At 49.6% G+C, this 21250-nt stretch carries 18 protein-coding genes; 6 read left to right on the top strand and 12 right to left on the bottom strand.

Going from position 1 to position 21250, the window contains the following annotated elements:
• Window positions 1–137 (bottom strand): PD-(D/E)XK nuclease family transposase (locus tag ACWIP2_RS10530; protein WP_448519928.1); only part of this gene is annotated, 137 nt, incomplete at its 3' end.
• A gap of 8 nt (window positions 138–145) precedes the next feature.
• Entirely contained in the window at window positions 146–817 is a 672-nt protein-coding gene (locus ACWIP2_RS10535; protein WP_448519888.1) for an ABC transporter ATP-binding protein, read from the bottom strand.
• Window positions 818–832: 15 nt separating this feature from the next.
• Here ACWIP2_RS10535 and ACWIP2_RS10540 point away from each other — a divergent pair, with 15 nt between their 5' ends.
• Genes ACWIP2_RS10540 through ruvA form a run of 4 tightly spaced genes read left to right on the top strand, consistent with a single transcriptional unit; the run spans window position 833 to window position 3481 of the window.
• Window positions 833–1492, top strand: coding sequence for an N-acetylmuramoyl-L-alanine amidase (locus ACWIP2_RS10540; RefSeq protein ID WP_448519889.1), 660 nt, complete (start codon window positions 833–835; stop codon window positions 1490–1492).
• A 9-nt stretch (window positions 1493–1501) separates the two neighbouring features.
• Window positions 1502–2464: a hypothetical protein gene (locus tag ACWIP2_RS10545; protein ID WP_448519890.1), complete on the top strand. Its 963-nt coding sequence runs from the start codon at window positions 1502–1504 to the stop codon at window positions 2462–2464.
• Between the two features lie 27 nt (window positions 2465–2491).
• Window positions 2492–2863 carry a hypothetical protein gene (locus tag ACWIP2_RS10550; protein ID WP_448519891.1) on the top strand — a complete coding sequence of 124 codons (372 nt, stop codon included), beginning with the start codon at window positions 2492–2494 and terminating at the stop codon, window positions 2861–2863.
• A gap of 9 nt (window positions 2864–2872) precedes the next feature.
• Entirely contained in the window at window positions 2873–3481 is a 609-nt protein-coding gene (ruvA, locus tag ACWIP2_RS10555) for a Holliday junction branch migration protein RuvA (RefSeq protein WP_448519892.1), read from the top strand.
• On the opposite strand, the gene ACWIP2_RS10560 is transcribed toward ruvA, so the two are convergent.
• Together ACWIP2_RS10560 and pruA are read right to left on the bottom strand one after the other, a co-directional pair.
• Complete coding sequence (locus tag ACWIP2_RS10560) at window positions 3482–7777, bottom strand: PAS domain-containing protein (protein WP_448519893.1); 4296 nt, start codon at window positions 7775–7777, stop codon at window positions 3482–3484. It lies immediately after the preceding gene.
• Between the two features lie 95 nt (window positions 7778–7872).
• A complete protein-coding gene (gene pruA, locus ACWIP2_RS10565) occupies window positions 7873–9504 on the bottom strand; it encodes an L-glutamate gamma-semialdehyde dehydrogenase (RefSeq protein WP_448519894.1) in 1632 nt (543 codons plus the stop codon).
• Window positions 9505–9685: 181 nt separating this feature from the next.
• On the opposite strand from pruA, the gene ACWIP2_RS10570 reads away from it, so the two are divergent.
• Window positions 9686–11038, top strand: a complete 1353-nt coding sequence (locus tag ACWIP2_RS10570) for an NAD(P)/FAD-dependent oxidoreductase (RefSeq protein ID WP_448519895.1) — start codon at window positions 9686–9688, stop codon at window positions 11036–11038.
• A gap of 160 nt (window positions 11039–11198) precedes the next feature.
• Here the strand turns inward: ACWIP2_RS10570 and ACWIP2_RS10575 are convergent, their stop codons facing one another.
• Window positions 11199–11582, bottom strand: coding sequence for a hypothetical protein (locus ACWIP2_RS10575; protein ID WP_448519896.1), 384 nt, complete (start codon window positions 11580–11582; stop codon window positions 11199–11201).
• Between the two features lie 122 nt (window positions 11583–11704).
• Between ACWIP2_RS10575 and ACWIP2_RS10580 the strand changes: the two genes are divergently transcribed.
• The gene (locus tag ACWIP2_RS10580) at window positions 11705–12352 is read left to right on the top strand and encodes a YggS family pyridoxal phosphate-dependent enzyme (protein ID WP_448519897.1); all 648 of its coding nucleotides are present in this window, start codon (window positions 11705–11707) and stop codon (window positions 12350–12352) included.
• Window positions 12353–12423: 71 nt separating this feature from the next.
• Here the strand turns inward: ACWIP2_RS10580 and ftsZ are convergent, their stop codons facing one another.
• From ftsZ to murD, 7 genes are all read right to left on the bottom strand, one after another.
• A complete protein-coding gene (gene ftsZ, locus ACWIP2_RS10585; protein ID WP_448519898.1) occupies window positions 12424–13896 on the bottom strand; it encodes a cell division protein FtsZ in 1473 nt (490 codons plus the stop codon).
• Between the two features lie 32 nt (window positions 13897–13928).
• Window positions 13929–15242 carry a cell division protein FtsA gene (gene ftsA, locus ACWIP2_RS10590; RefSeq protein ID WP_448519899.1) on the bottom strand — a complete coding sequence of 438 codons (1314 nt, stop codon included), beginning with the start codon at window positions 15240–15242 and terminating at the stop codon, window positions 13929–13931.
• Between the two features lie 42 nt (window positions 15243–15284).
• The gene (locus ACWIP2_RS10595; RefSeq protein WP_448519900.1) at window positions 15285–16046 is read right to left on the bottom strand and encodes a cell division protein FtsQ/DivIB; all 762 of its coding nucleotides are present in this window, start codon (window positions 16044–16046) and stop codon (window positions 15285–15287) included.
• Between the two features lie 3 nt (window positions 16047–16049).
• Window positions 16050–17453 carry a UDP-N-acetylmuramate--L-alanine ligase gene (gene murC, locus ACWIP2_RS10600; RefSeq protein WP_448519901.1) on the bottom strand — a complete coding sequence of 468 codons (1404 nt, stop codon included), beginning with the start codon at window positions 17451–17453 and terminating at the stop codon, window positions 16050–16052.
• Window positions 17454–17460: 7 nt separating this feature from the next.
• Window positions 17461–18561, bottom strand: a complete 1101-nt coding sequence (murG, locus tag ACWIP2_RS10605) for an undecaprenyldiphospho-muramoylpentapeptide beta-N-acetylglucosaminyltransferase (protein ID WP_448519902.1) — start codon at window positions 18559–18561, stop codon at window positions 17461–17463.
• Between the two features lie 27 nt (window positions 18562–18588).
• Window positions 18589–19794: an FtsW/RodA/SpoVE family cell cycle protein gene (locus tag ACWIP2_RS10610; RefSeq protein ID WP_448519903.1), complete on the bottom strand. Its 1206-nt coding sequence runs from the start codon at window positions 19792–19794 to the stop codon at window positions 18589–18591.
• 109 nt (window positions 19795–19903) lie between these two features.
• Window positions 19904–21238, bottom strand: coding sequence for a UDP-N-acetylmuramoyl-L-alanine--D-glutamate ligase (gene murD / locus ACWIP2_RS10615; protein ID WP_448519904.1), 1335 nt, complete (start codon window positions 21236–21238; stop codon window positions 19904–19906).
• Between the last annotated feature and the right edge of the window lie 12 nt (window positions 21239–21250).

Here is a 21250-nt window from a genome sequence, read left to right on the forward strand (position 1 = left end):
ACAATTTCACCTTCCTGTTCGCGGAGGAGTTCGTTGAGGAAATCGCGGAGGAGTTCCTTGTTGGGTTCTTCGCCAAATATTTTCTTGAACCCAAAGTCGGTGAATGGATTGACGTATCGGTCTGCAAAATCGTTCATGGCAGTAATCAATTAACTATCATCCCGCCTTTTAGACGGATAATGCGCTGCGTGCGTTGCGCCAGTTCAAGGTCGTGCGTAACCAGAATTAGGGTTGTGCCTGTTTCGCGGTTTAAGCCGAAGAGCAGCTCCTGAATTTTCTTGCTGGTATCCTCGTCCAGATTACCCGTTGGCTCATCGGCAAAGAGGATTTTCGGCTCATTGGCAAAGGCGCGGGCAATGGAAACGCGCTGTTGTTCGCCGCCCGAAAGCTGCGTAGGGTAGTGATCGTGGCGGTCGGCGAGACCTACCTTGCTTAGCAACGCCATCGCACGCTGGCGGATGTTTTTCATGCCTTTGAGTTCCATCGGCACCATTACGTTTTCCAGCGCCGTCAGCGTAGGCAGCAACTGAAAATTCTGGAATACAAAACCCACATCGCGATTGCGCAGGCGGGCGCGTGCATCCTCGCTCATGGCTTCCAGCGGCTGCCCGTTGAGGATAATAGAACCCGTTGTCGGGCTGTCCAAACCTGCACAAAGCCCCAAAAGCGTGGTTTTTCCGCTGCCCGAAGGTCCTACGATGGCAAAAGTATCGCCGGGGGCTATGCCAAAGCTGATTTCGTGCAAAACCGTCAGCGCTTTTTGGTTACTGTAATAAGTTTTGCTTAATTTTTGTGCCTCTAAGATGTAATACGACATAAAAAACGAGTGGGAATGTTCAAAATTAAGCAAGTCTTGACAAAAGCGGTCATTTTCTTTGTACCGATGTTGTGCCTCACTACCCTTGCCTGCGGGCAGGTGAAGGTCGTTCAGCGTCTGCTTTCCGACAAATGCTCGCGCCTACGCGATGCAGGAAAGCCCGTTACCCATCTGATGATTCACTTTTGCAGCGTTTGCATTGAGCAGCCGCAAAATCCACACGATGTAAATGCTATATGTCGGGTATTTGAAAATTACGGCGTATCGGCGCACTACCTCATCGGGCGCGATGGCACGATTTACCAACTTGTAGATGAAAAGCGCGTCGCCTACCATGCAGGCAAAGGCAAACTGCCCTTCCCGCCTTATCTGGAAAACAGTTTTAACAGCAGTTCTATCGGGATTGAACTGATGGGCATTGGCACGCAAAAAGAGATGGCAACATTTATGTCTGCCGCCGATTATGCACTAATTGCCAAAGCAGATATTGGCTTTACCGAAGCGCAATATGCCAGTTTAAAACAACTGATTGACGATATTCGCGGGCGGCATCCAAACATTCAACTGAACAGACAGCACATCGTCGGACACGACGAGTATGCACCCGACCGCAAAACTGATCCGGGCAGCCTCTTTGACTGGACGAAAATAGGGCTACAAAAATCACTTAACTAACAAACTGCCGTGACAATCAACGACTTGAAAACGCAAATCAGACAATGCTTGCAGGAAAGCATAGCCGCAGGGAGTACAACGATTCGCGATGAGTTTCGCCCTGCACTACTGCAACAGGCTCAGCTATTGGGGCTTTCCGATGCCGATTTGCAACGTTTAATCAGTATCGTCAGCAAGGAGCAAGAGGCAAAGCTATCCAAAGAGGAGGACATATTCAGTGTTGATTGGCTAACCGAACAAACTACCGAAGACGAGGCGGCGCTGAAGGAAGCAGAGGCGCAAAAACTGGCAGCAGCGGAGGAAGCTCGTCGCCTTGCAGAACTACGCGCCAAGGAGGAGGCGATTGCCCGTAAAAAAGCCGAAGAAGAGGCAGTGGAGCGGCATAACAGGCAAATTCGCGAAAAGATGCACGAAAAAAATGGCGCTATTGAGCCACAACCCGTAAGTGCAGAGCCGCCGCCTGTGAGTGCGAAGAAACCTACCTTTGAAGGCAAAAAACAGCCAAGTGATGGGGGTAATACAAGTCCATTCAAAAAAGTTTTACCGCTCATTATTGCTTTTTTGGTGTTGGGTGGCGGAGGTATAGCGGCTTTTTTCTGGTATAATGCCAATCATGCTACAACCAAGCGCCGTCAGGCGGAAACAAGACTTCCTTTGCTAATTGGGCTGAACCTAAATGCAACAGACATAGAAGGCATCTACAACGGCACCATGCGCGACGGCGATCGGGACGAGTCTGTGCAAATAGAGATATACAATTTGAAGCCTTCTGTTAATCAGCGATTTACATTCCAGTTTAAGGGTAAGCGGGAGCGACGCGAGCAAAATATTCAAGGCCCTGGCGAGTTGGAATTTTCAACAGGCAGTATCTTCATCGCACATCGCCTGATGGGTGAGGCTATCATCACTAAAACAGATGAAGGAACAATCAACATTGCAGGCGCTAACTTCCAATTAGCCAAAAAGCCCTAATTTTGATGCCTTCAAACGCACGAGAGTATGTACGCCAATGACCCCGAATTGAGCGGAAAGTATCTGGGAACAATCAGCCAAGACTTTGTTAAAGTTGCCGATATGCTTCGCGAGGCGGCTTATCAGATCAGGAAGCGCGGTATTTCCGACTTTCCTATTTTCCCGATTTGCAAGATAGAGCAGGCTGTAGGCGCTTTGCTGATCCCGCGCGGGCAGATGAAAAACACGTGGCATTACTATGCCTCGTTCCTGAGCGAATTTGTTGAGCGCGGATTAGTTGATTTTGAGTTGGAAGAAGAGTTCAAAGCTGCTTACAAAGATCCCGAAGAGTTCGCCTGTTTGTTTGTCATTGATTATAACTTCACCAACTTCGTGTTTATTCCTTATCCAGAGGACTAAAAAGGCATCATGTACGCTTATATTTCAGGAAAATTGACACATCGCGCTCCGGCAGTCGCTGTGGTGGAAACTAACGGCATCGGCTATGAGCTGCGCATTTCCCTGCAAACCTATGCACAGTTGCGGGAAGGAGCAGCCTGTAAACTGTTTACATATCTGCACATCAACGGTAATGATTTTTCGCAAACACTTTTTGGCTTTGCTACGGAAGACGAAAAATCGCTGTTTCTGCTTTTGATCAGTGTTTCGGGTGTAGGTGCAGGCACAGCGCTGAACATATTGTCATCGCTTAGCGCACAGGAAATCCGCGAGGCCATCGCCCGCGAAGACCTGAACACGATACAAAGGATCAAAGGCATTGGCTCAAAAACTGCACAGCGCCTCATTTTGGAACTGAAAGACAAAATCCGCAAAGAAGAAGGGCTTATGGCAGTAGAAAAAGCCAGCTTTGCGGCCATCATCAATCCGCAGTTGCAGGCTGAAGCATTGGCAGCGCTGATGATTATGGGTGTAACCAAACCTGCTGCCGAAAAAAGTATTGCTGCCGTACTCAAAAAATTCGGCAGCAATATTTCTCTGGAAGAACTGATCCGTCAGGCGCTAAAGACGGGCAGCTAATCAGAAATTATTCAATTCCTGTTGCAGCAATTGCTGTAAAATTGCTGCTTCCTGCATTATTTGTTGCATGAGCGTATTTGCCTGCTGCGAATGGTAATCATCTATATGCATTACCTCATCTGCAAGTTGTGCGAGCCGTTCGAGGCAAAGCGTGCTGGCGCTTCCCTTCAAATGATGCGCAAGTTTTTGGATCTCTGTGGCAGGTTTTTGTGTGCTGAATGCTTCTACGAGCTGGTTAATGCTTTTCTGTATTGCTCCGTTAGTGGCTATTTGAATGAGTTTGTGTAATACACTTAGGCTGCCTCCCAGATTTTCAAGTAGTTTTTCTCTGTTGAAACTCATGTGCGTATGGGCAGGCGCTTGCGATGTTGCCTCTGTGCTGCCCTTGGGTTGGTCAGGAAGCCAGCGCATAAAAATTGCTCGTAACCGGTTGATGTCGAGCGGCTTGCTTAGGTAGTCATCCATACCTGCCTGCCTACACTTTTCCTGTTCTTCGGGAGTTGTACCTGCTGTAAGTGCAATTATAGGAATGTGTTGCAAAGGTGTAATTGTTTTGATTTGCTTCGTTGCATCATATCCGCTCATCATCGGCATTTGTACGTCCATCAGGATCAAATCGGGATGTTGCGTTTGTGCAATAGCAACTGCTTCCAAGCCGTCTTTTGCTTGCAGGACAGTAGCTTGGGGCAACAGCAATCGGGTGATATTTTCTACCAATAGCCGATTAAGCTCGTTATCATCCGTAATGAGTATAGTTTTTTGTGTATCCGAAGCAAGTGCAAATTCCTCTACTGCCGCTACTTTGTCTTCAATTTTGTGATCTACACGCTTTCCAATAGCCATCAGGGTGTCGAAAAGCTGTTGTTTGGTCATTGGCTTGGCGCATTTGGCGCAAATCTGATAACTGATACAAAGCGCCCGTACTCGATCGTCCGGATCGTTGTTGTACATAAGTACAACAGGGATTTTGCGCCGCTCCATCGGCAGTTTTTCTCTGATCTGCCGAACGATTTCCATACCATCCATAAAGGGTTGCTCGTAGTCAATCAGCACAAAGTCGTAGGGGTGCGGCTTGCTTAGTCGCTTAAGCGCATACATACCGTCTTCGGCTATATCGGCTTTAATACCACCTTCAGCCAGCATTTCCTGTAAAATGAGGCTGCTCGAGGCATTATCATCTACGATTAGCGCTTTTTTAAATGGTAGATTGGCTGGAGGAGTCCATTGCTCGCTCTCTACTGGCAACTTGAGGCGGAAATAGAAACGGCTGCCTTCGTTTACTTTACTTTCTAAGTGCAACTTGCTGCCCATGAGGGCGAGCAGTTGGTTGGATATGGTCAGTCCAAGTCCTGTGCCTCCATATTGGCGCGTGGTAGAGGCATCAGCTTGCGCAAAGGCTTCAAAAATCTGTTTTTGTCGTTCGGGCGGGATGCCAATGCCGGTATCTCGCACAGAGAACTCAAGCCATTGGCTGTTCTCCTGCACATGGCCAACGGGTCTGATGAGCAGTTCTATCTCGCCCTGATGTGTAAATTTGATGGCATTGCCTAGCAGGTTGATTAGTACCTGTTTGATACGGACAACATCTATCCACACATAACGCGGCGTTTGTGGTGCAATGCGCAGCAGCAGTTCCAAATGCTTTTCGTTGGTCTTGAAGCGCAGGATTTCTGTTACATGGCTGCTCAGTTTGTAGAGGTCGGTCTTTTCGGATACAAGTTCCATTTTGCCCGCCTCAATTTTAGACAGATCCAGAATATCGTTTACCAGATTGAGTAACGTATTGCCCGACTGATGAATCGCCTTGATATACTGTTGTTGGGTTTCACTCATACAGGTACGCATCAGCAGCTCGGAAAAACCAATGACACTATTGAGAGGTGTGCGGATTTCGTGGCTCATATTAGCCAGAAACTGCGATTTGGCGCGATTGGCTTCTTCGGCTCTTTGGCGCGATTCTTCCAACTGGAGCGTCATTTTCTTGCGCTGGTCTATGTCCTGAAAAGTGCCGTACATCCGCACGCAGCGCCCGTCTTCCATTTCTGCATTGCCTATGACGCGCACCCATTTTTTGCGTCCTTTGGCTGTAATGATATGCAACTCCAGATCGTAGGGCGTGCCAAACTGCTGACAGCGATCTATTGCCTGTCGTAGAAGTTCTATGCTTTCGGGAGTGTAAAATCCCGCAGCAGAGTTGTAATCCGGCACATAATCGTCAGGTACTTCGTGTATTTTCCTGACAATATCTGTCCAGATAACTTTTTTTGTATCGAGCAGATATTCCCAACCACCTACCTGCGCCACCTTGCTGGTCTGGTCGAGCAGATTTTTTGTACGTATAAGTTCCTGCTCTGCCAGTTTGCGCGCCGTAATATCAAGAATAAATCCGTCCAGATAATCAATCTCTCCTGTGGCATTTCGGATGGCGATACCTTTTTCATAAGCCCAGCGAATACTGCCGTCGCGGTGCAGAACGCGGTATTCCAGTTCAAACGGACGATTGGCAGCAATGGCAGCCAGTGTTCGTTGCCGTATCATTGGCTGGTCGTCCGGATGCTGCACGCTGGCATAGCTACGGACAGCATTGCCAATAAAATCTTCGGCAGGGTAGCCACTGAGTACGTCTATTTGCCTGCTCATGTAAATCATTGTCCACTGCTCGTCGGCTTTGCAGCGATAGGTAATGCCCGGAATATTGTCCACCAGCGACTGAAACTGGTCGCGGCTTTGGCGCAGTTCTTCTTCTACCTTTTTGCGCTCGCTGATGTCTTTAATGCTTGCAAAATAATTAGTAACCTCCCCTGAAGGATCTTTGATAGAACCTACGGAAACAATTACAGGGAATTTTTCACCGTTTTTTCGGCAAAAAATCAACTCAAAGTTACCGCCTTGTGCCTCAACAGACGGCTTGAAAACTGCCTCTATTGTGGCTGTTTCGTCTGCGGGCCAATAGGGATAGGGCGGATAGCTACCCACCAGTTCTTCTGAAGAAAACCCTGTCATTTGGCAAAGCGCCGCATTGACAATGAGCGTTTGCCCTGTACTGCTAATCACTAAAAAGCCATCGCCCATTTTCTCAAGCAACTTTTGCGAAAACTGTTGTTCGCGCCTGATGGTGGCTTTGTCTTCTTCACTTTGTGTAATGTCCTGAAACATACCCGTCAGTCGTGTTACTCTGCCCTCTTTAACGACAGGATAGCCCGAAGCGCGTACCCAGCGATGGTTGCCTTTGGCAGTAATGAAACGGCAGGTTACATCAAAGGGCAGCTGTTTGTCGAGGGCATCCTGAATAGCGCGGCTGATAACAGGCTGGTCATCGGGATGGTAAAAGCTAATAGCTGTGTCTTTATTATGGTCAAAATCTTTAGTTACTTCGTGAATAGCATAGACTTCATCCGTCCAAAAGGTGCGACCGGTTGCAAGGTCTAACTCCCACGCGCCCATTTTGGCAATGCGCTGCGCATCGTTGAGCAGCAAGGAAACGCGTTGCAGGTGTTCTTCGGTTAGTTTTTGTTCGCTGATGTCGTAGCCGATGCACAGGATCCGCAAATCGTTGCTGTCCGCAGGGTTAGGCAGGCAGATAAATTCCCACAGAGCAGTAGATCGGATATTGTTGATCTCTTTGGAAAGCTCCACTTTTACTTTGACTCCCGGTTGGCTGAAGCATTTGTCGGCAACTTCATGCAGCTTGGGAATGTCCTCAGGAACAATGCCGATCTGCGACGAAGTACCGATCAGGTTGTTGTCGTCCCACTGAAAGAAATCTCTGTAGTAGTTATTGACAAATGTGTAGTTGCCGTGCCGATCCAGCTCGACGATAAAAACTGACTGGTTATCGTAAACGCTTTTGAGAAACTGTGCCTCCTGTTGGGCTTTGATAGCATCTTGCTTTGCTTGGGTAATATCTATATGAGTTCCTAAAAAGCGGATAGGTTTGCCCGTAGCATCGCGGATAGCAGTGCCTTTGCAGCGAATCCAAACGGTATGTCCTTGCTTATGGCGGTAGCGCACTTCCTGCTCGTAGGGCTGCGAAGGATCTTCCAGATGCCTGCCAATCAGTATTTTAGCTTTTTCCAGATCGTCGGGGTGGATGATATGTTGCCACACTGATGTCAGGTGTGGCATCTCATCGGGGTTATAGCCCAGCGCCCGCCAGAATCGCGGGTTCATCCATTTGTGCTCGGGGTTTTCCAAATCCCAAAACCAAAGTCCGTCCAGCGCATTTTCCTGAATGAAATCGAAAATGGCGAGGTCTTGTCGGACTTGTTCGTAAAGTTCTTGTTTGAGGTAGTGCATGGTTGGTATTGCTCTGCAAAATTTAATCAAAAGCAATGAAAAAGCCTCGCTGCACGGTTGGCAGGGAGGCTTTTAATGAACGGCAGGTTGAAAATTTATTCTTCTGCCATGAACGGATAGCGATAGTCGGTGGGTGGCACGAATGTTTCCTTGATGGTGCGCGTAGAAACCCAGCGCAATAGGTTGTAAATTGCGCCTGCCTTGTCGTTAGTACCCGAAGCGCGCGCTCCGCCAAAGGGCTGCTGCCCTACAACTGCACCCGTTGGCTTGTCGTTGATGTAGAAATTGCCCGCAGCGTTTTGCAATTTGCGCGAAGCCAGCTCAATGGCGTAGCGGTCTTGCGCAAAAATAGCGCCTGTGAGCGCGTAAGGCGAGGTTTGGTCGGTCAGTTCCAGCACTTCCTCAAAGCGTTCGGACTGATAGACGTACACCGTCAGTACAGGCCCGAAGATTTCCTCGACCATCGTGCGGTATTGGTTGTCCTCTACTTTCAGCACGGTCGGTTGGATGAAGTAGCCTACGGACTTATCGCAGTTGCCGCCCCAAACGAGTTCTACGCCCGCGTCTTGCTTTGCCTGCTCAATGTAGCCGGCAATTTTGTCAAATGCTTTTTCGTCAATAACGGCGTTGATGAAGTTGCGAAAGTCTTCTGTGCCACCCATGCGCATACTTTCCAGATCGGCAATCATGTATTGCTTCACCTCCTCCCAGAGGTTGGTGGGAATGTAGGCGCGGGATGCTGCCGAGCATTTTTGTCCTTGGTACTCAAACGCGCCGCGAACGAGCGCCGTAGCCAATGCCTTTGCATCGGCGGACTTGTGCGCGACTACGAAGTCTTTGCCGCCTGTTTCTCCCACAATGCGCGGATAGCTTTTGTAAACCGGCAAATTGTTGCCGATGGTTTGCCAGAGGTGGCGGAATACGCCCGTGCTGCCCGTAAAGTGCAGCCCTGCAAAGTCAGGGTGCTTGAATACGACTTCGCCCGCTTCCGGTCCGTCCACATAAATCAGGTTGATTACGCCATCGGGAACGCCTGCTTCGCGGAAAATTTCCATCAGTACGTTGGCCGAATAGACTTGCGTAAAGGCAGGTTTCCAGACGACGGTGTTGCCCATCATCGCAGGCGCAGTAGGCAGGTTGCCCGCGATTGCCGTAAAGTTGAAAGGGGTAACGGCAAAAATGAAGCCCTCTAACGGTCTGTGTTCCAGTCTGTTCCAGATGCCGGGCGCGCTTGCCGTCTGCTGACGATAAATTTCCTGCATGAAGTACACATTGAAGCGCAGGAAGTCTATGATTTCGCAAGCCGAATCAATTTCTGCCTGAAAAGCATTTTTAGATTGTCCCAGCATCGTGGCGGCGTTCAGCTTGGCGCGGTAAGGGCCTGCAATCAGGTCGGCAGCTTTCAGGAAAATGGCAGCGCGATGCTCCCAAGGCATGGCAGCCCATGCTTCTTTGGCTCCGAGCGCGGCGTTGATCGCATGCTCTACATGTCCTTTGTCACCAACGGAAAAGTGGCCGAGTGTATGTTGGTGGTCATGCGGAGGCGCGAGGCGGTGCTTGGTTTGGGTGTAAATTTTTTCGCCGCCGATGTACATAGGTATATCAACGGTGCGGCTGCGCATGTCGGCAATAGCGGCTTTGAGCGCCTGCTTTTCGGGCGAACCCGGCGCATAGCTTTTCACGGGTTCATTAGCAGGCGGCGGCACTTGAAAAATTCCGAAAGACATAGTGTGTTTGGTTAAAGTCCTACTGTGTGATGTTGTCGCAAATATACGTGTGCAATATACTTTTCCTTGATAGCTTTCATCATTCTCCGCATCATCAAAATTCAGGCAAAAAACTTCGTGTGAAATATACTCTTTCCCCGCCTTTTGCGTACAAGGATAGAAACGACCAAACTTGTTTGTCATGCAGCCTTTAGAACATCCTGAGATTCATCAAATAGATTTAGAACAGATTCACGGCGAAACCACTATGTCTATTCCCGAAACGCAGTTGCCGCGTGTCGTCGTTATTGGCGGTGGTTTTGCAGGCATTGAAATGATTAAAAAATTAGCCAATAAATCCGTTCAAATCGTACTTTTTGACCGCCACAATTACCACACCTTCCAGCCGCTGCTCTATCAGGTGGCTACTGCGGGCTTAGAACCGGACTCTATCGCCGGCCCGCTGCGCAAGCTATTCAAAGAAACGCCCAATTTCCATTTTCGCTACGGGCTTGTCAATCGCATTGATACTGAACGAAATATCATTGCTACTTCTATTGGAGAATTGCGCTATGACTATTTGGTTATTGCCACAGGTACGAAAACCAATTACTTTGGCAATGAAAAACTGGCGCAGTTGGTATTCCCGATGAAGCAACTGCATCAGGCTTTAGACCTGCGCAGTCAGTTGCTGCAAAACTTTGAGCGGGCATTGTTGGTCAAAAATATTGACGAACAGCAAAGCCTGATAGATGTCGTGATTGTAGGCGGCGGCCCGACGGGCGTAGAGGTTGCCGGAGCGCTCGGCGAGTTGAAACTGCATGTGCTGCCCAAAGACTACCCCGAACTGGATTTCCGCCAGATGGATATTCACCTAGTCGAAAGCAGCGACCGCCTGCTGGGCGCTATGTCGGAAGAATCCAGCAAAAAGGCGTATAAGTACCTTACCGAACGCTTCAAAGTACAGGTTTGGCTTAACACGCGCCTGACAGACTACGACGGCAAAGAAGTTACGCTTAGCAACGGACGTAAAATTATGGCACGAACCGTCATTTGGGCGGCAGGCGTAACGGGCAACCTGATCGAAGGATTGCCGCAGGAAGTCATTACGAGCGGCAACCGCATCATTGTCAATGAATTCAATCAGGTGAAAGGCTTTGAAAATGTTTTTGCTGTCGGCGATATCAGCGCTGTTATTACGGAAGAACATCCGAACGGGCATCCGCAATTAGCGCCTGTTGCTATGCAGCAGGGCAGACTCTTGGCAGACAACCTGCTGCGCATCCTTCGCAATAAACCGATGAAGCCCTTCAAATATTTTGACAAAGGCAGTATGGCAACTATTGGGCGCAACCGTGCCGTTGTGGAGATGCCCGGTTTCCGCTTTCAGGGGCTGTTTGCATGGTTTGTGTGGCTTTTTGTCCACCTGCTCTATATCATTGGCTTCCGCAACAAGTTGGTCGTACTGATGAACTGGATCTGGAACTATTTTACCTACGACCGCGCCACCCGACTGATCGTTCGTCCATTTGTCAAAGAAAAAGTGGCTGTGTAGATTAGCACATGTTTAAATCTATGTATTCGCGGGCATAAGCCAATAGTTCATTGTGCGGAGGCGCAAGGCAAAATGCTCTTCAGAAACAGAAAACCGGATCAGTCAGAAATCTACAAAGACCTCCAACTGCGTCCGGTTTTGAATGTGCGCTTTTAGACTCTTAGTCTAATACTTCTATCTTGGTAATCAGGTACTTGGTATCTCCGCGCCAAGGATAGGTGTAGAACTTTTCTTCGTAGTAGAGTTTGACGCGCTTGTCTTCGTCCATCGCTTTTTGGATGGAGTCAATAACATTTTTGTAGCGATCTTCTACCGAAAACTCCCATGTACTGGTCAGGTTTCCGCCTGCTTTTCCTGTACTGCTCGTGATCCCCTCAACGTTCAACTGTCCTTCCCATGTTTTAAATAATATTCCTTTGCGACTGATTTTCATCACTTTACCAGCACGATAGCCCTCGCTGTAGCTTGCAAAATAAGCAAACCAGCCTCCACCGAGCAGCGCTATAGTCAATACAATGCCACCAATTATCAGAAATTTTTTCATACTTGAATTGCTATTTTGGACTTGATACGTTTAAAGGTACGCATGAGTTGGTGCATTGCAAAATTTTGTGTCTATGCTTGCTTATCGTTGTTGCTACGCTCGCTTCTGCCTAAATTCGCCGTATGATCTGCACAGACACTATCCACCAGATTTTAGACGAACTGAAGCCTTATGAGGCTACGCTGGTAGCCGTTACTAAAACACGTCCGCAAGAGGACTTGCAAGCCCTCTACGATTTGGGGCTGCGCATCTTTGGCGAAAACCGCGTACAGGAGATGGTACCCAAGCACAAGGCGCTGCCCGCTGATATTCAGTGGCATCTGATCGGACATTTGCAAAGCAACAAGGTAAAATACATTGCTCCCTTTGTCGAGCTGGTGCACTCGGTGGACAGTTTCAAACTCTTACAGGAGATCAACAAACAGGCAGCCAAAAATAACCGCACCATCGCTTGCCTGCTGCAAATGCACATTGCACAGGAGGAAACCAAATTCGGATTAGACGAGCGAGAGCTGTTTGCTATGCTGGAGTTGCCCGAACTGCTGGAGCTGGAAAATATCCGCATTGCGGGCTTGATGGGCATGGCATCTAACACGGACGATATGGCACAGGTGCGCAGCGAATTTGCAGGTCTGCGCGAAACCTTTGAAAAATTGCGACTCTGGCTACCCGACGTGCAAATTTTATCTATGGGCATGAGCAACGACTACCGCATCGCACTGGAAGAGGGCAGCAACATGGTGCGCATCGGTAGCAAGTTATTCGGGTAAACTAAAAAAAGCCGCCTCTTTCGGGGCGGCTTGGCAGCAATAAGGGTAAATACAACGCAAAAACAGTCGGATTAATCTACGTTATCGTGCAGGAAGCGGTTATTCCCCAGCATATGGTCGCCGTCGGTAATATTCATGCGTGAAACAGAATTAACGGATGAATGATCCACATCGTTCAACTTGATATTGCGGCGCAAATACGCCGGCACATCTTTCTTTTCATTGAGTTCCTGATTGCTCAACTCGTGAATAGATTTGGCATTTTCCATGCGCTGCAAACGCGACTTATACTGCTCTTCCAACAGGCGGCGGCGCAGATCTTCGTCCGATTCTATAGCCATTGGAGGAGGTAATTCTTCGCCATCGAGCTTGTACACCACTTTTGTGGGCGCTTTGGGCGGCGGTGTTTTCATGGGTTTAGGCGGCGGCTGAACAGCTTCATCGTCTTTATCAAAAAAGTCTGCTTCATTATCAAAAATCAGCGGCACTTTTTTGTTGAGTTCCTTAATTGGGTTTTGTATCCGCTTGCTGGTAGCCAAATCATAAACCGCACGTTGCTCCATTTCGTTGTGTTCCTGAAAACCTGTGGCAATGACCGTAACGCTAATGGCTTTGCCCAGCGATTCATCTACAGCTTGCCCAAAAATGATTTCGGCATTTTCGCCGGCTTGTTCCTGTACGTATTGGGTAATTTCTTCCAACTCTTCAAACTGGAAGGTATCCTCATCGCCTACCATGATGCTAAGCAGGATATACTTCGCACCGAAGATATCCGTATCGTTCAACAGCGGCGAAGTTATGGCAGCTTCTACGGCACGACGGGCGCGGTTATCGCCTTCTGCAACAGCAGACCCCATCACGGCTACGCCTGAATCTTTCATCACCGTGCGCACGTCTTCAAAGTCCACGTTGATAATGCCGGGAACGGTAATGATTTCCGCAATTGATTTGGCCGCTTTGGTCAGCACGTTATCGGCCTGATTAAAGGCATCTCGCATGGTGGTGTTGCCATAAATCTCGCGCAACTTATTATTCAGAATCACAATCACGGTATCGCAATATTTGCGCAGTTCGGCAATGCCCTGCTCGGCGCGAATTTGCTTGGGCTTGCCTTCAAATTGGAAAGGCGCCGTAACAATGCCTACCGTGAGGATGCCCATTTCCTTAGCTATTTCAGCGATAACAGGGGCGGCACCCGTGCCTGTGCCGCCACCCATGCCGGCGGTAATAAACACCATTTTAGTATTGCCCGTCAGCATCTTGCGGATTTCTTCTTTACTTTCGATGGCAGAGTTGCGCCCTTTTTCAGGATTCGCTCCTGCACCCAGCCCCGAAGTCAGGTTAGCGCCCAGTTGTACCTTGTTAGGTACGGGACTAAGTTGCAGCGCTTGAAGGTCGGTATTGCAAACGTAGAAATCCACGCCGCGAATACCTTGACGATACATGTGGTTTACGGCATTGCTGCCGCCTCCGCCTACTCCGATTACCTTGATAATGGAATCGGTATTAGCGAACATGTCAAATTCGTATTTTAGTTCTTTCATAGTTGTATGTCGTTTGGTGTGAAAGGCTGGGATTAGTATTTGCCGTCGTCAAAGTCATCAATCAGTAAGTCTTTGGTTTTCTGAAGGATGTCTCTTAAGAAGCTGGAAGCGGAAGGGCGGCTGCCGCCACTGCCGTAGGAGTAGCTTTCCACACCGCTGATCTTCGGGCTTTTCAAGTAGTTATCTTCGCGCTCATCAATGGTCATAAAGCCTGCCAGCACCAGCCCGACGGAGGTGGCGAACATCGGGCTTTTGACGTTTTCGTGCTTGCTCTTGCCAAGATGCTCGTTCGGATAGCCGATGCGGGTATCCAGCCCTGTTTTGAGTGAAAACAGTTCGCGGATGCCTTGCAACATAGCCCCGCCGCCGGTCAGCACAATGCCGCCCGCCAGCTTATTGGCATAACCCGAACGCACAATTTCCAGATATACCATTTCTACAATTTCCTCTACGCGGGCTTCGATGATGCGCGCCAAATTTTTCACAGAAATTTCTTTGGCAGGACGGTCGCGCAAGCCGGGAATGGACACCATCACATTTTCGGGGGTTGCCGCCGGCAGCGAAGAGCCAAACAGTACTTTGAGTTGCTCTGCTTGGCTCTCCAGCACCGAACAACCTTGTTTGATGTCGCTGGTAATAATTTCTCCGCCAAACGGAATAACGGCGGTATGGCGGATGATACCGTCGTGAAAAATAGCGATGTCGGTAGTGCCGCCACCCATATCCACAATGGCAATGCCCGCTTCTTTTTCCTCATCACTCAATACGGAAAGGCTGGAGGCAAGCGGTTCGAGAATAATGTTTTCAATTTGCAAGCCGGCGCGCTCTACCGCCCGTTTGATATTTTTTACCGCATTGGTTTGCGCCGTAATGATGTGAAAGTCAGCCTCCAACTTTACCCCTGCCATACCTACGGGGTCTTTGATGTTCTCCTCGTAGTCCACAGTGTAGTGTTGCGGCATTACGTGAATGATTTCGCTGCCCGGTGTGGTTACGGTGCGATACATGTCGTTGGTGAGCCTGTGGACATCCTCAATGGTAATTTCATCGTCGTTGCGGCTTCGGGTAATGCTGCCTCTGTGTATATAGCTGCGAATGTGCTTGCCTGCAATACCTACGTTTACCACACGAATTTCAATGCCAGAGTTTTTTTCCGCCTCAGCGATGGCTTCTGTAATGCTCACTGTCGTTTTGCTGATGTTGGAAACAACGCCGTCTTTTACGCCTTGGGATTCAGATTTTCCCATCCCAATGATTTCCAGTTTGCCAAAATTATCCAACCGACCAACAATGGCGCATATTTTGGTCGTTCCGATATCCAAGCCGACGATGATTTTGTCGTTCATAATGGTAGATGTTTAATATTTTTCGCGTGTTCAGTTTTTGGGTCATTCGCAGACGATTTGGTTATTGAAGCCCAGCTTTACCTTCCGGTAGGCTGTCCAGCCTTTGGCAGGGACAATTTTGTCGTAGAAAAGCGCTAATCGCTGAAATTTCTTTTCAACATCAGCAGGTTCGCCGAACTCAATCACCTGTTCGCCTACAGTAGGATATAGGGTTAAGTGCATATCCTCGTCAATATCAATTTGCGTAATTTGCGCTTTCCAGAAAGGGTCTTTGTCAATATAATTCAACGTCTCAACCAACGCTTTGCCGTAAGGCTGTACTAAGGTATCTAAATTAGACAGCGCATCTGTTCCGGCGCCGGTAATAATTAGCACGCGGGCGGTGAACTTATCCGAAGTGGGAATCATTTTGCCTTCATTGGAAATGTAATAGCTGCCGCCTTTGTTGCGCATTACGCGGGCAACAGGCTTGCGCTGCGCTACCTTGATAATCAGCGTACCCTTCAGGTCGCGGGAAACCTGACAGTCCTCCACAAATTCGTACTGCCTGATGCGGTTTTCTAATGCGACCAGATTGATGGTGCCCGGTTGGGTGACAAGCGAATCGCCGCGACGGAAGTCATTTACAATCGCTTCAATATCGCTTTCGGTGAGCAGTTGCCCCTCTTCGGCGTAGTCAATCTGGATTTGTATCTGCCCATTGGCCACGCGGGCGTATTGCCTGCCTGCAAAACCAACGGCTGCAAAAATGGCGATTGCCACAAGTATTATCTTCGCCCGTTTTTTGAGTCTGAATCTGCGCATGTGTCAAACGATTTTAAGGGTGAATGTTTCTATTATCTGCGGTACGAATCGGTCAATATCACCTGCGCCGACCGTAGCGAGTAAATCAATATCTAACTGCTGAAGCAAAGGCATCAGCTCTTGTTCTGTAATCAAATATTTGTCCTGCACGGTGGCATGGCGGAAAATCAACTCCGAACTTACGCCTTCCATCGGCAGCTCCCGCGCCGGATAAATCGGCAGCAAAATCAGGCGGTCTGCACGGCTGAGACTTTCCGAAAAGCCTGCCGCAAAGTCGCGTGTACGTGAAAATAGGTGCGGCTGAAACACCACAGTCAGGTGACGGTTCGGATAGCACATCCGCATGGCGGCAATGAACGCATCAATTTCTGTTGGGTGGTGGGCGTAGTCGTCCACATAGGTCAAGATATCGGATTCAATGCAAATTTCAAAGCGGCGTTTAACACCTTTGTAGCTTGCCAGCGCTCCTCGCAAGCATTCAGGCGCAATGCTTGCCACTTTCCAAGCCAGCGTCAAGGCTGCCAGCGCGTTGTTCAGGCTGTGCATACCCGGAACGGCAAGCGCGGCATCCTGCAAAATGGTTTGGCCGCGCACAACCCAGTCAAAGACGGTGCGACCGTTGATGACGCGGATATTGGTTGCCCACACATCTGCCGTATTGGCGGCTTCTGCGCCGTATCGCCAAATTTCTATATCGCCCAAAGCGCTTGCATCAATTTTTACGGTTTCATGCAAAAGCAAAAAGCCTTTTTTGTCAATATTATGCGCAAATTCTATAAAACTTTCTAGCAATCGGCTACTTTCCCCGTAGATGTCTAAATGGTCGGCATCGGTAGAGGTGATAATTGCCGCTTGTGGCTGCAAATGCAGGAACGAACGGTCGTACTCATCGGCTTCTACAACAGCCCAAGCCTTTGCTGCTTCTCCGCGATTAAGCAAAAAGTTGGTTTGGTAGTTTTGCGCGATGCCACCTAAAAACGCCGCGCAGTCCGCGCCACTTTGGCGTATCAGATGCGCCAGCGTGCTGCTTGTACTTGTTTTGCCGTGTGTTCCCGCTACTGCCAGACAGCGCATCGCATTGGCAATCAGCCCCAATACGTAGGCGCGTTTGCGACAGTCAAAACCGTTGGCTTTCAGGTAGTTTAACTCCCGATGCTCGTTGGGAATGGCGGGCGTGTAAACCACCAGCGTTGCCTTCGGATTTTCAAGGAACGCGGTGGGAATCAGCGCAACATCGTCTTCAAAGTGTATATCCATGCCTTCGGCTTGCAAAGCAGCCGTCAGCGGGGTAGCGGTGCGGTCATAGCCGGCCACTTCATAGCCATTGGCTTTGAACCAACGCGCCAAGTTGCTCATCCCAATACCACCGATACCGATGAAATACACAAAACCAATGTTGGCTAACACCTTATATTTATGCTTTACTTGTTTCGTTCAAAATAATGTTCGCAATTTTCATTGCCGCATCGGGACGTGCAAATGCGCGAATAGCATTTTTCAACGCCTCTTGTTTGGGTTCATCCGCCAGCAATTGCATGAGCGTATCGCCCAGCAGTGTTGCCGCTTCACTGTCTTTCACCATCAGCGCCGCGCCTTTTTCTGCCAGCGCAAGGGCGTTTTTGGTCTGATGGTCTTCGGCTACATTGGGCGAAGGCACCAGAATACAGGGCTTTTGCGCTACGCATATTTCCGACACGGAAAGCGCTCCGGCACGCGAAACGACTACATCGGCAAGCGCATAGGCATAGTTCATCTCATACACAAAGTCGCTGATATACAGCCCTTGCTGTGGCGAAATTGCCTTTCGCAGCGATTCGTAATAGCCTTTTCCCGTTTGCCAGATGAGCTGATAACCTGCCGCCAGTAGGCGGGTCGCTTCTTTTTGCAGGCATTGGTTGATGGTGCGCGCGCCAAGACTGCCCCCCATGGCCAAGACTGTTTTTTTACCGGCATCCAGCCCAAAACGAGCGGCTGCCTTTTCGCGCAAGCCTTCCAAATGGCTAATGTCCTGACGGACGGGGTTGCCCGTCATCACAATGCGCTCTTTGGGGAAAAATTTTTCCATGCCCGGATAGGCGACACAAATTTTCCGCGCATACTTGGCCAACAGTTTGTTGGTCAGTCCTGCAAAGGCATTTTGTTCTTGCAGGAAAATAGGCACTTTATTCCACGCCGCCACCTGCCCGATAGCGCCGCTTGCATAGCCGCCTACGCCAATGACGGCATCGGGGCGGAACTCTTGCAGCACGCGGCGGGCTTTCCAGAGGCTTGCCGCCAATCGGAAAGGGAAGCTCAAATTGGCTTTCCACTGACCGCGCTGCCAACCGCGAATCGGCAAGCCAACGATTGGATAACCTGCCTTAGGCACTTTTTCCATCTCCATTTTGCCTTCTGCACCTACAAAAAGTAGTTGCAGGTTAGGCACGCGTTGCCGCAAAGCCTGCGCAATGGCAATGGCCGGATAAATATGTCCGCCGGTGCCTCCTCCGCTAATGATGACTTTTTGCAAACGCATGGTAACTAACGATTTACGATTTTGAATTTATTGAAACTTGAGCCTTGCCTGACGCGCTTCTAAGGGTCTGATGGTGCGAACGCCGCGACTGACGCTAATGATTACCCCGATAGATATGCCTGTGAATAGCATAGACGTGCCGCCCATACTAATCAGCGGCAGCGACAAACCTGTAATAGGCACGAGGCCAACGGCTACGCCCATATTGACCAAGGCTTGCAACACCAAACTGAAACTTAACCCTGCCGAAAGCAAGCCGCCAAAGGCAAGTTCGCTGTTGGCGGCGGCAAGCATCCCGCGATAAAGCAAGGTTAGGTACAGCCCAATGACTATCGCCGCGCCTATGAAGCCGTATTCTTCTACCAAAATAGCAAAAATAAAATCCGAATAAGGGTGTGGGATGTAGTTGCGCTGTGTGCTTTGTCCGGGGCCCTTGCCGATAAATCCGCCGGTAGCGATGGCAATGTGCGACTGCTCGGCCTGAAAAGGCATTTGATCTAAGTCAAAAAATGCCTGAATACGACTCTTAGCAGTTTCGCCGCGCTGCCCGACTGCTACGGCAAATATGCCTGCCACTACGCCAACGATGAGCAAAGAAGTCAGGTAGCGCGAAGGCACGCGTCCAATGAACATGAGCAACATACAGGTAACGAAGAGCAATATGGCCCCCGACAAATCCGAAAGTCCAATCAGCCCGCAAATGATGCCGCACCAAATTAGAATAGGGGTAAAAGCGCGTTGCGTATCGGTACGAACGGCATTTTGACGTTTGGCCAACATGCTTGCCACATTGACAATGAGCGCAAATTTTGCCAAATCCGAAGGCTGAAAAGTTTGATTAAAGTAAGGAATCGTAATCCAGCGCGTAGCGTCGTTGAGGGTAACGCCGTAGCGCCATGTTACCAGCAGCAGCGGCACGGACAGCAGCAGCGCAAACCGCGACAGGCGCGAGTAGATGCGATAGTCCACGCGACTGCAAAACCACATGGCAATGAAACCTACTAAAACCAGCAGTGAGTGGCGCACCAGATAGGCTTCAGTATCGCCTTCCATGTAGCGGAAGGCGAGCGTACCTGTGGCGCTGTACACGAGCAAAATGCCAATCACAGAGAGGGCAAACACAACCCCCCAAAGCACAGGGTCGCCTTGAAAAATGTCTTTGAGTTCTACCTTGCGCCGCAACGCAGCGGTTTGTCCGCTCTCGTCTGCCGTTTGTTTTGCTGCATTTTCCATGTCTTTTATTGTTTTATCATTTGCCGTTGCGTGTGTCTCCACACGCGACATTTGTTTTTTTATCAAGGGTAGTTCGTGCGGACACGAACTACGGCGTCAGGTTTGTAATTCAAGCGTCCGCTATCGTTATAGCTTCCCCTAACTTCCGACAGGCGGCGGCGAATTGCAGCCCTCTGTCTTCATAATTTTTGAACAAATCAAAACTTGCGCAGGCGGGCGAAAGCAACACCACATCGCCCGGCGCGGCAAAGCGATAAGCGGCTGCTACCGCCTCCTCTATGCTGTGCGTATCGGCTATTTGCGGCACAATCGGCGCGAAATAGCGGTACAGTTTGCTGTTATCTGCACCCATGCAAACAAGCGCCTTCACTTTACGCCGCACCAATTCGCGCATCAGGTCGTAGTCATTGCCTTTGTCCTTGCCGCCTGCAATCCACACGATAGGTTCGCGGTAAGCGTTTAAGGCATAGATAGCGGCCTCTACGTTCGTCGCTTTGGAGTCGTTGATGAATGTAACGCCTTGATATTCAAACACTTTTTGTAAGCGATGCGGCGCATTGACAAAGCCGGGCAACGCTTCTTGGATAGCCTTGGCGCTTGCGCCTGCCAGCAGCGCGGCCTGAATAGCAACCGACATGTTAATCATATTGTGGCGACCTACCAGCGGCAGATGCTCAAAGGTGTAGCCGTCTATGGTCAGTGTTCCGTCGCCAAATTGCGCATCGGTAATGGGGTAATGCCGAGCGGCCACCTTGCGTTTTGCCAGTTCTGCCGAAAGAATCGGGTCTTGGGCGAAATAGACGAAAGCGTCGGAAGCGTCCATGTTTTGCAACAGACGGAACTTGGCCGCCGCGTACAGTTCCATGCTGTTGTCGTAGCGGTCTAAATGGTCGGGCGTGATGTTGAGCAACACAGCGATATTCGGATGAAAACGGTAGCAGTTATCCAATTGAAAGCTACTGATTTCCAGCACGTACCAGTCAATTTTTTTGCCTTCTGTGCGTTCCAGCGCCACTTGTCGCGCAAAACTTTCGCCTACGTTGCCTGCCAGCACGGCGCTTTGTCCGACAGCTTTCATTAGGTAGTAGGTGAGTAGCGTGGTCGTGGTTTTGCCGTTTGTGCCTGTGATAGCAATGAGTTGGGCAGGGGTAAAACACGCCGCAAACTCAATTTCTGAAAGCACGGGAATGCCTTTGGCAATAGCGGCGGCAGTTACAGGTGCCGAGTCGGGTATGCCGGGACTTTTCACAATCTGGTCAGCATCGAGGATGCGTTCCATCGTATGCCCGCCTTCTTCAAAGGTAATGCCATAGTGCTGCAACTCGCGGCGGTAGCGTTCGGCAATGGTGCCGCTGTCAGACACGAAAACTTCGTATCCTAACTGACGAGCTAAGATTGCTGCTCCTACGCCGCTTTCGGCTGCACCCAACGCCGCTATTTTCATAGGCTCAATTAC

Source organism: Rhodoflexus sp., assembly GCF_053489755.1.

Coding starts and splice junctions, on each gene's coding strand:
- ACWIP2_RS10535 (WP_448519888.1), bottom strand. CDS start 817: ATGTCGTATTACATCTTAGAGGCACAAAAATTAAGCAAAACTTATTAC.
- ACWIP2_RS10540 (WP_448519889.1), top strand. CDS start 833: ATGTTCAAAATTAAGCAAGTCTTGACAAAAGCGGTCATTTTCTTTGTA.
- ACWIP2_RS10550 (WP_448519891.1), top strand. CDS start 2,492: ATGTACGCCAATGACCCCGAATTGAGCGGAAAGTATCTGGGAACAATC.
- ruvA (WP_448519892.1), top strand. CDS start 2,873: ATGTACGCTTATATTTCAGGAAAATTGACACATCGCGCTCCGGCAGTC.
- ACWIP2_RS10560 (WP_448519893.1), bottom strand. CDS start 7,777: ATGCACTACCTCAAACAAGAACTTTACGAACAAGTCCGACAAGACCTC.
- pruA (WP_448519894.1), bottom strand. CDS start 9,504: ATGTCTTTCGGAATTTTTCAAGTGCCGCCGCCTGCTAATGAACCCGTG.
- ACWIP2_RS10570 (WP_448519895.1), top strand. CDS start 9,686: ATGCAGCCTTTAGAACATCCTGAGATTCATCAAATAGATTTAGAACAG.
- ACWIP2_RS10575 (WP_448519896.1), bottom strand. CDS start 11,582: ATGAAAAAATTTCTGATAATTGGTGGCATTGTATTGACTATAGCGCTG.
- ACWIP2_RS10580 (WP_448519897.1), top strand. CDS start 11,705: ATGATCTGCACAGACACTATCCACCAGATTTTAGACGAACTGAAGCCT.
- ftsZ (WP_448519898.1), bottom strand. CDS start 13,896: ATGAAAGAACTAAAATACGAATTTGACATGTTCGCTAATACCGATTCC.
- ftsA (WP_448519899.1), bottom strand. CDS start 15,242: ATGAACGACAAAATCATCGTCGGCTTGGATATCGGAACGACCAAAATA.
- ACWIP2_RS10595 (WP_448519900.1), bottom strand. CDS start 16,046: ATGCGCAGATTCAGACTCAAAAAACGGGCGAAGATAATACTTGTGGCA.
- murG (WP_448519902.1), bottom strand. CDS start 18,561: ATGCGTTTGCAAAAAGTCATCATTAGCGGAGGAGGCACCGGCGGACAT.
- ACWIP2_RS10610 (WP_448519903.1), bottom strand. CDS start 19,794: ATGGAAAATGCAGCAAAACAAACGGCAGACGAGAGCGGACAAACCGCT.
- murD (WP_448519904.1), bottom strand. CDS start 21,238: ATGAAAATAGCGGCGTTGGGTGCAGCCGAAAGCGGCGTAGGAGCAGCA.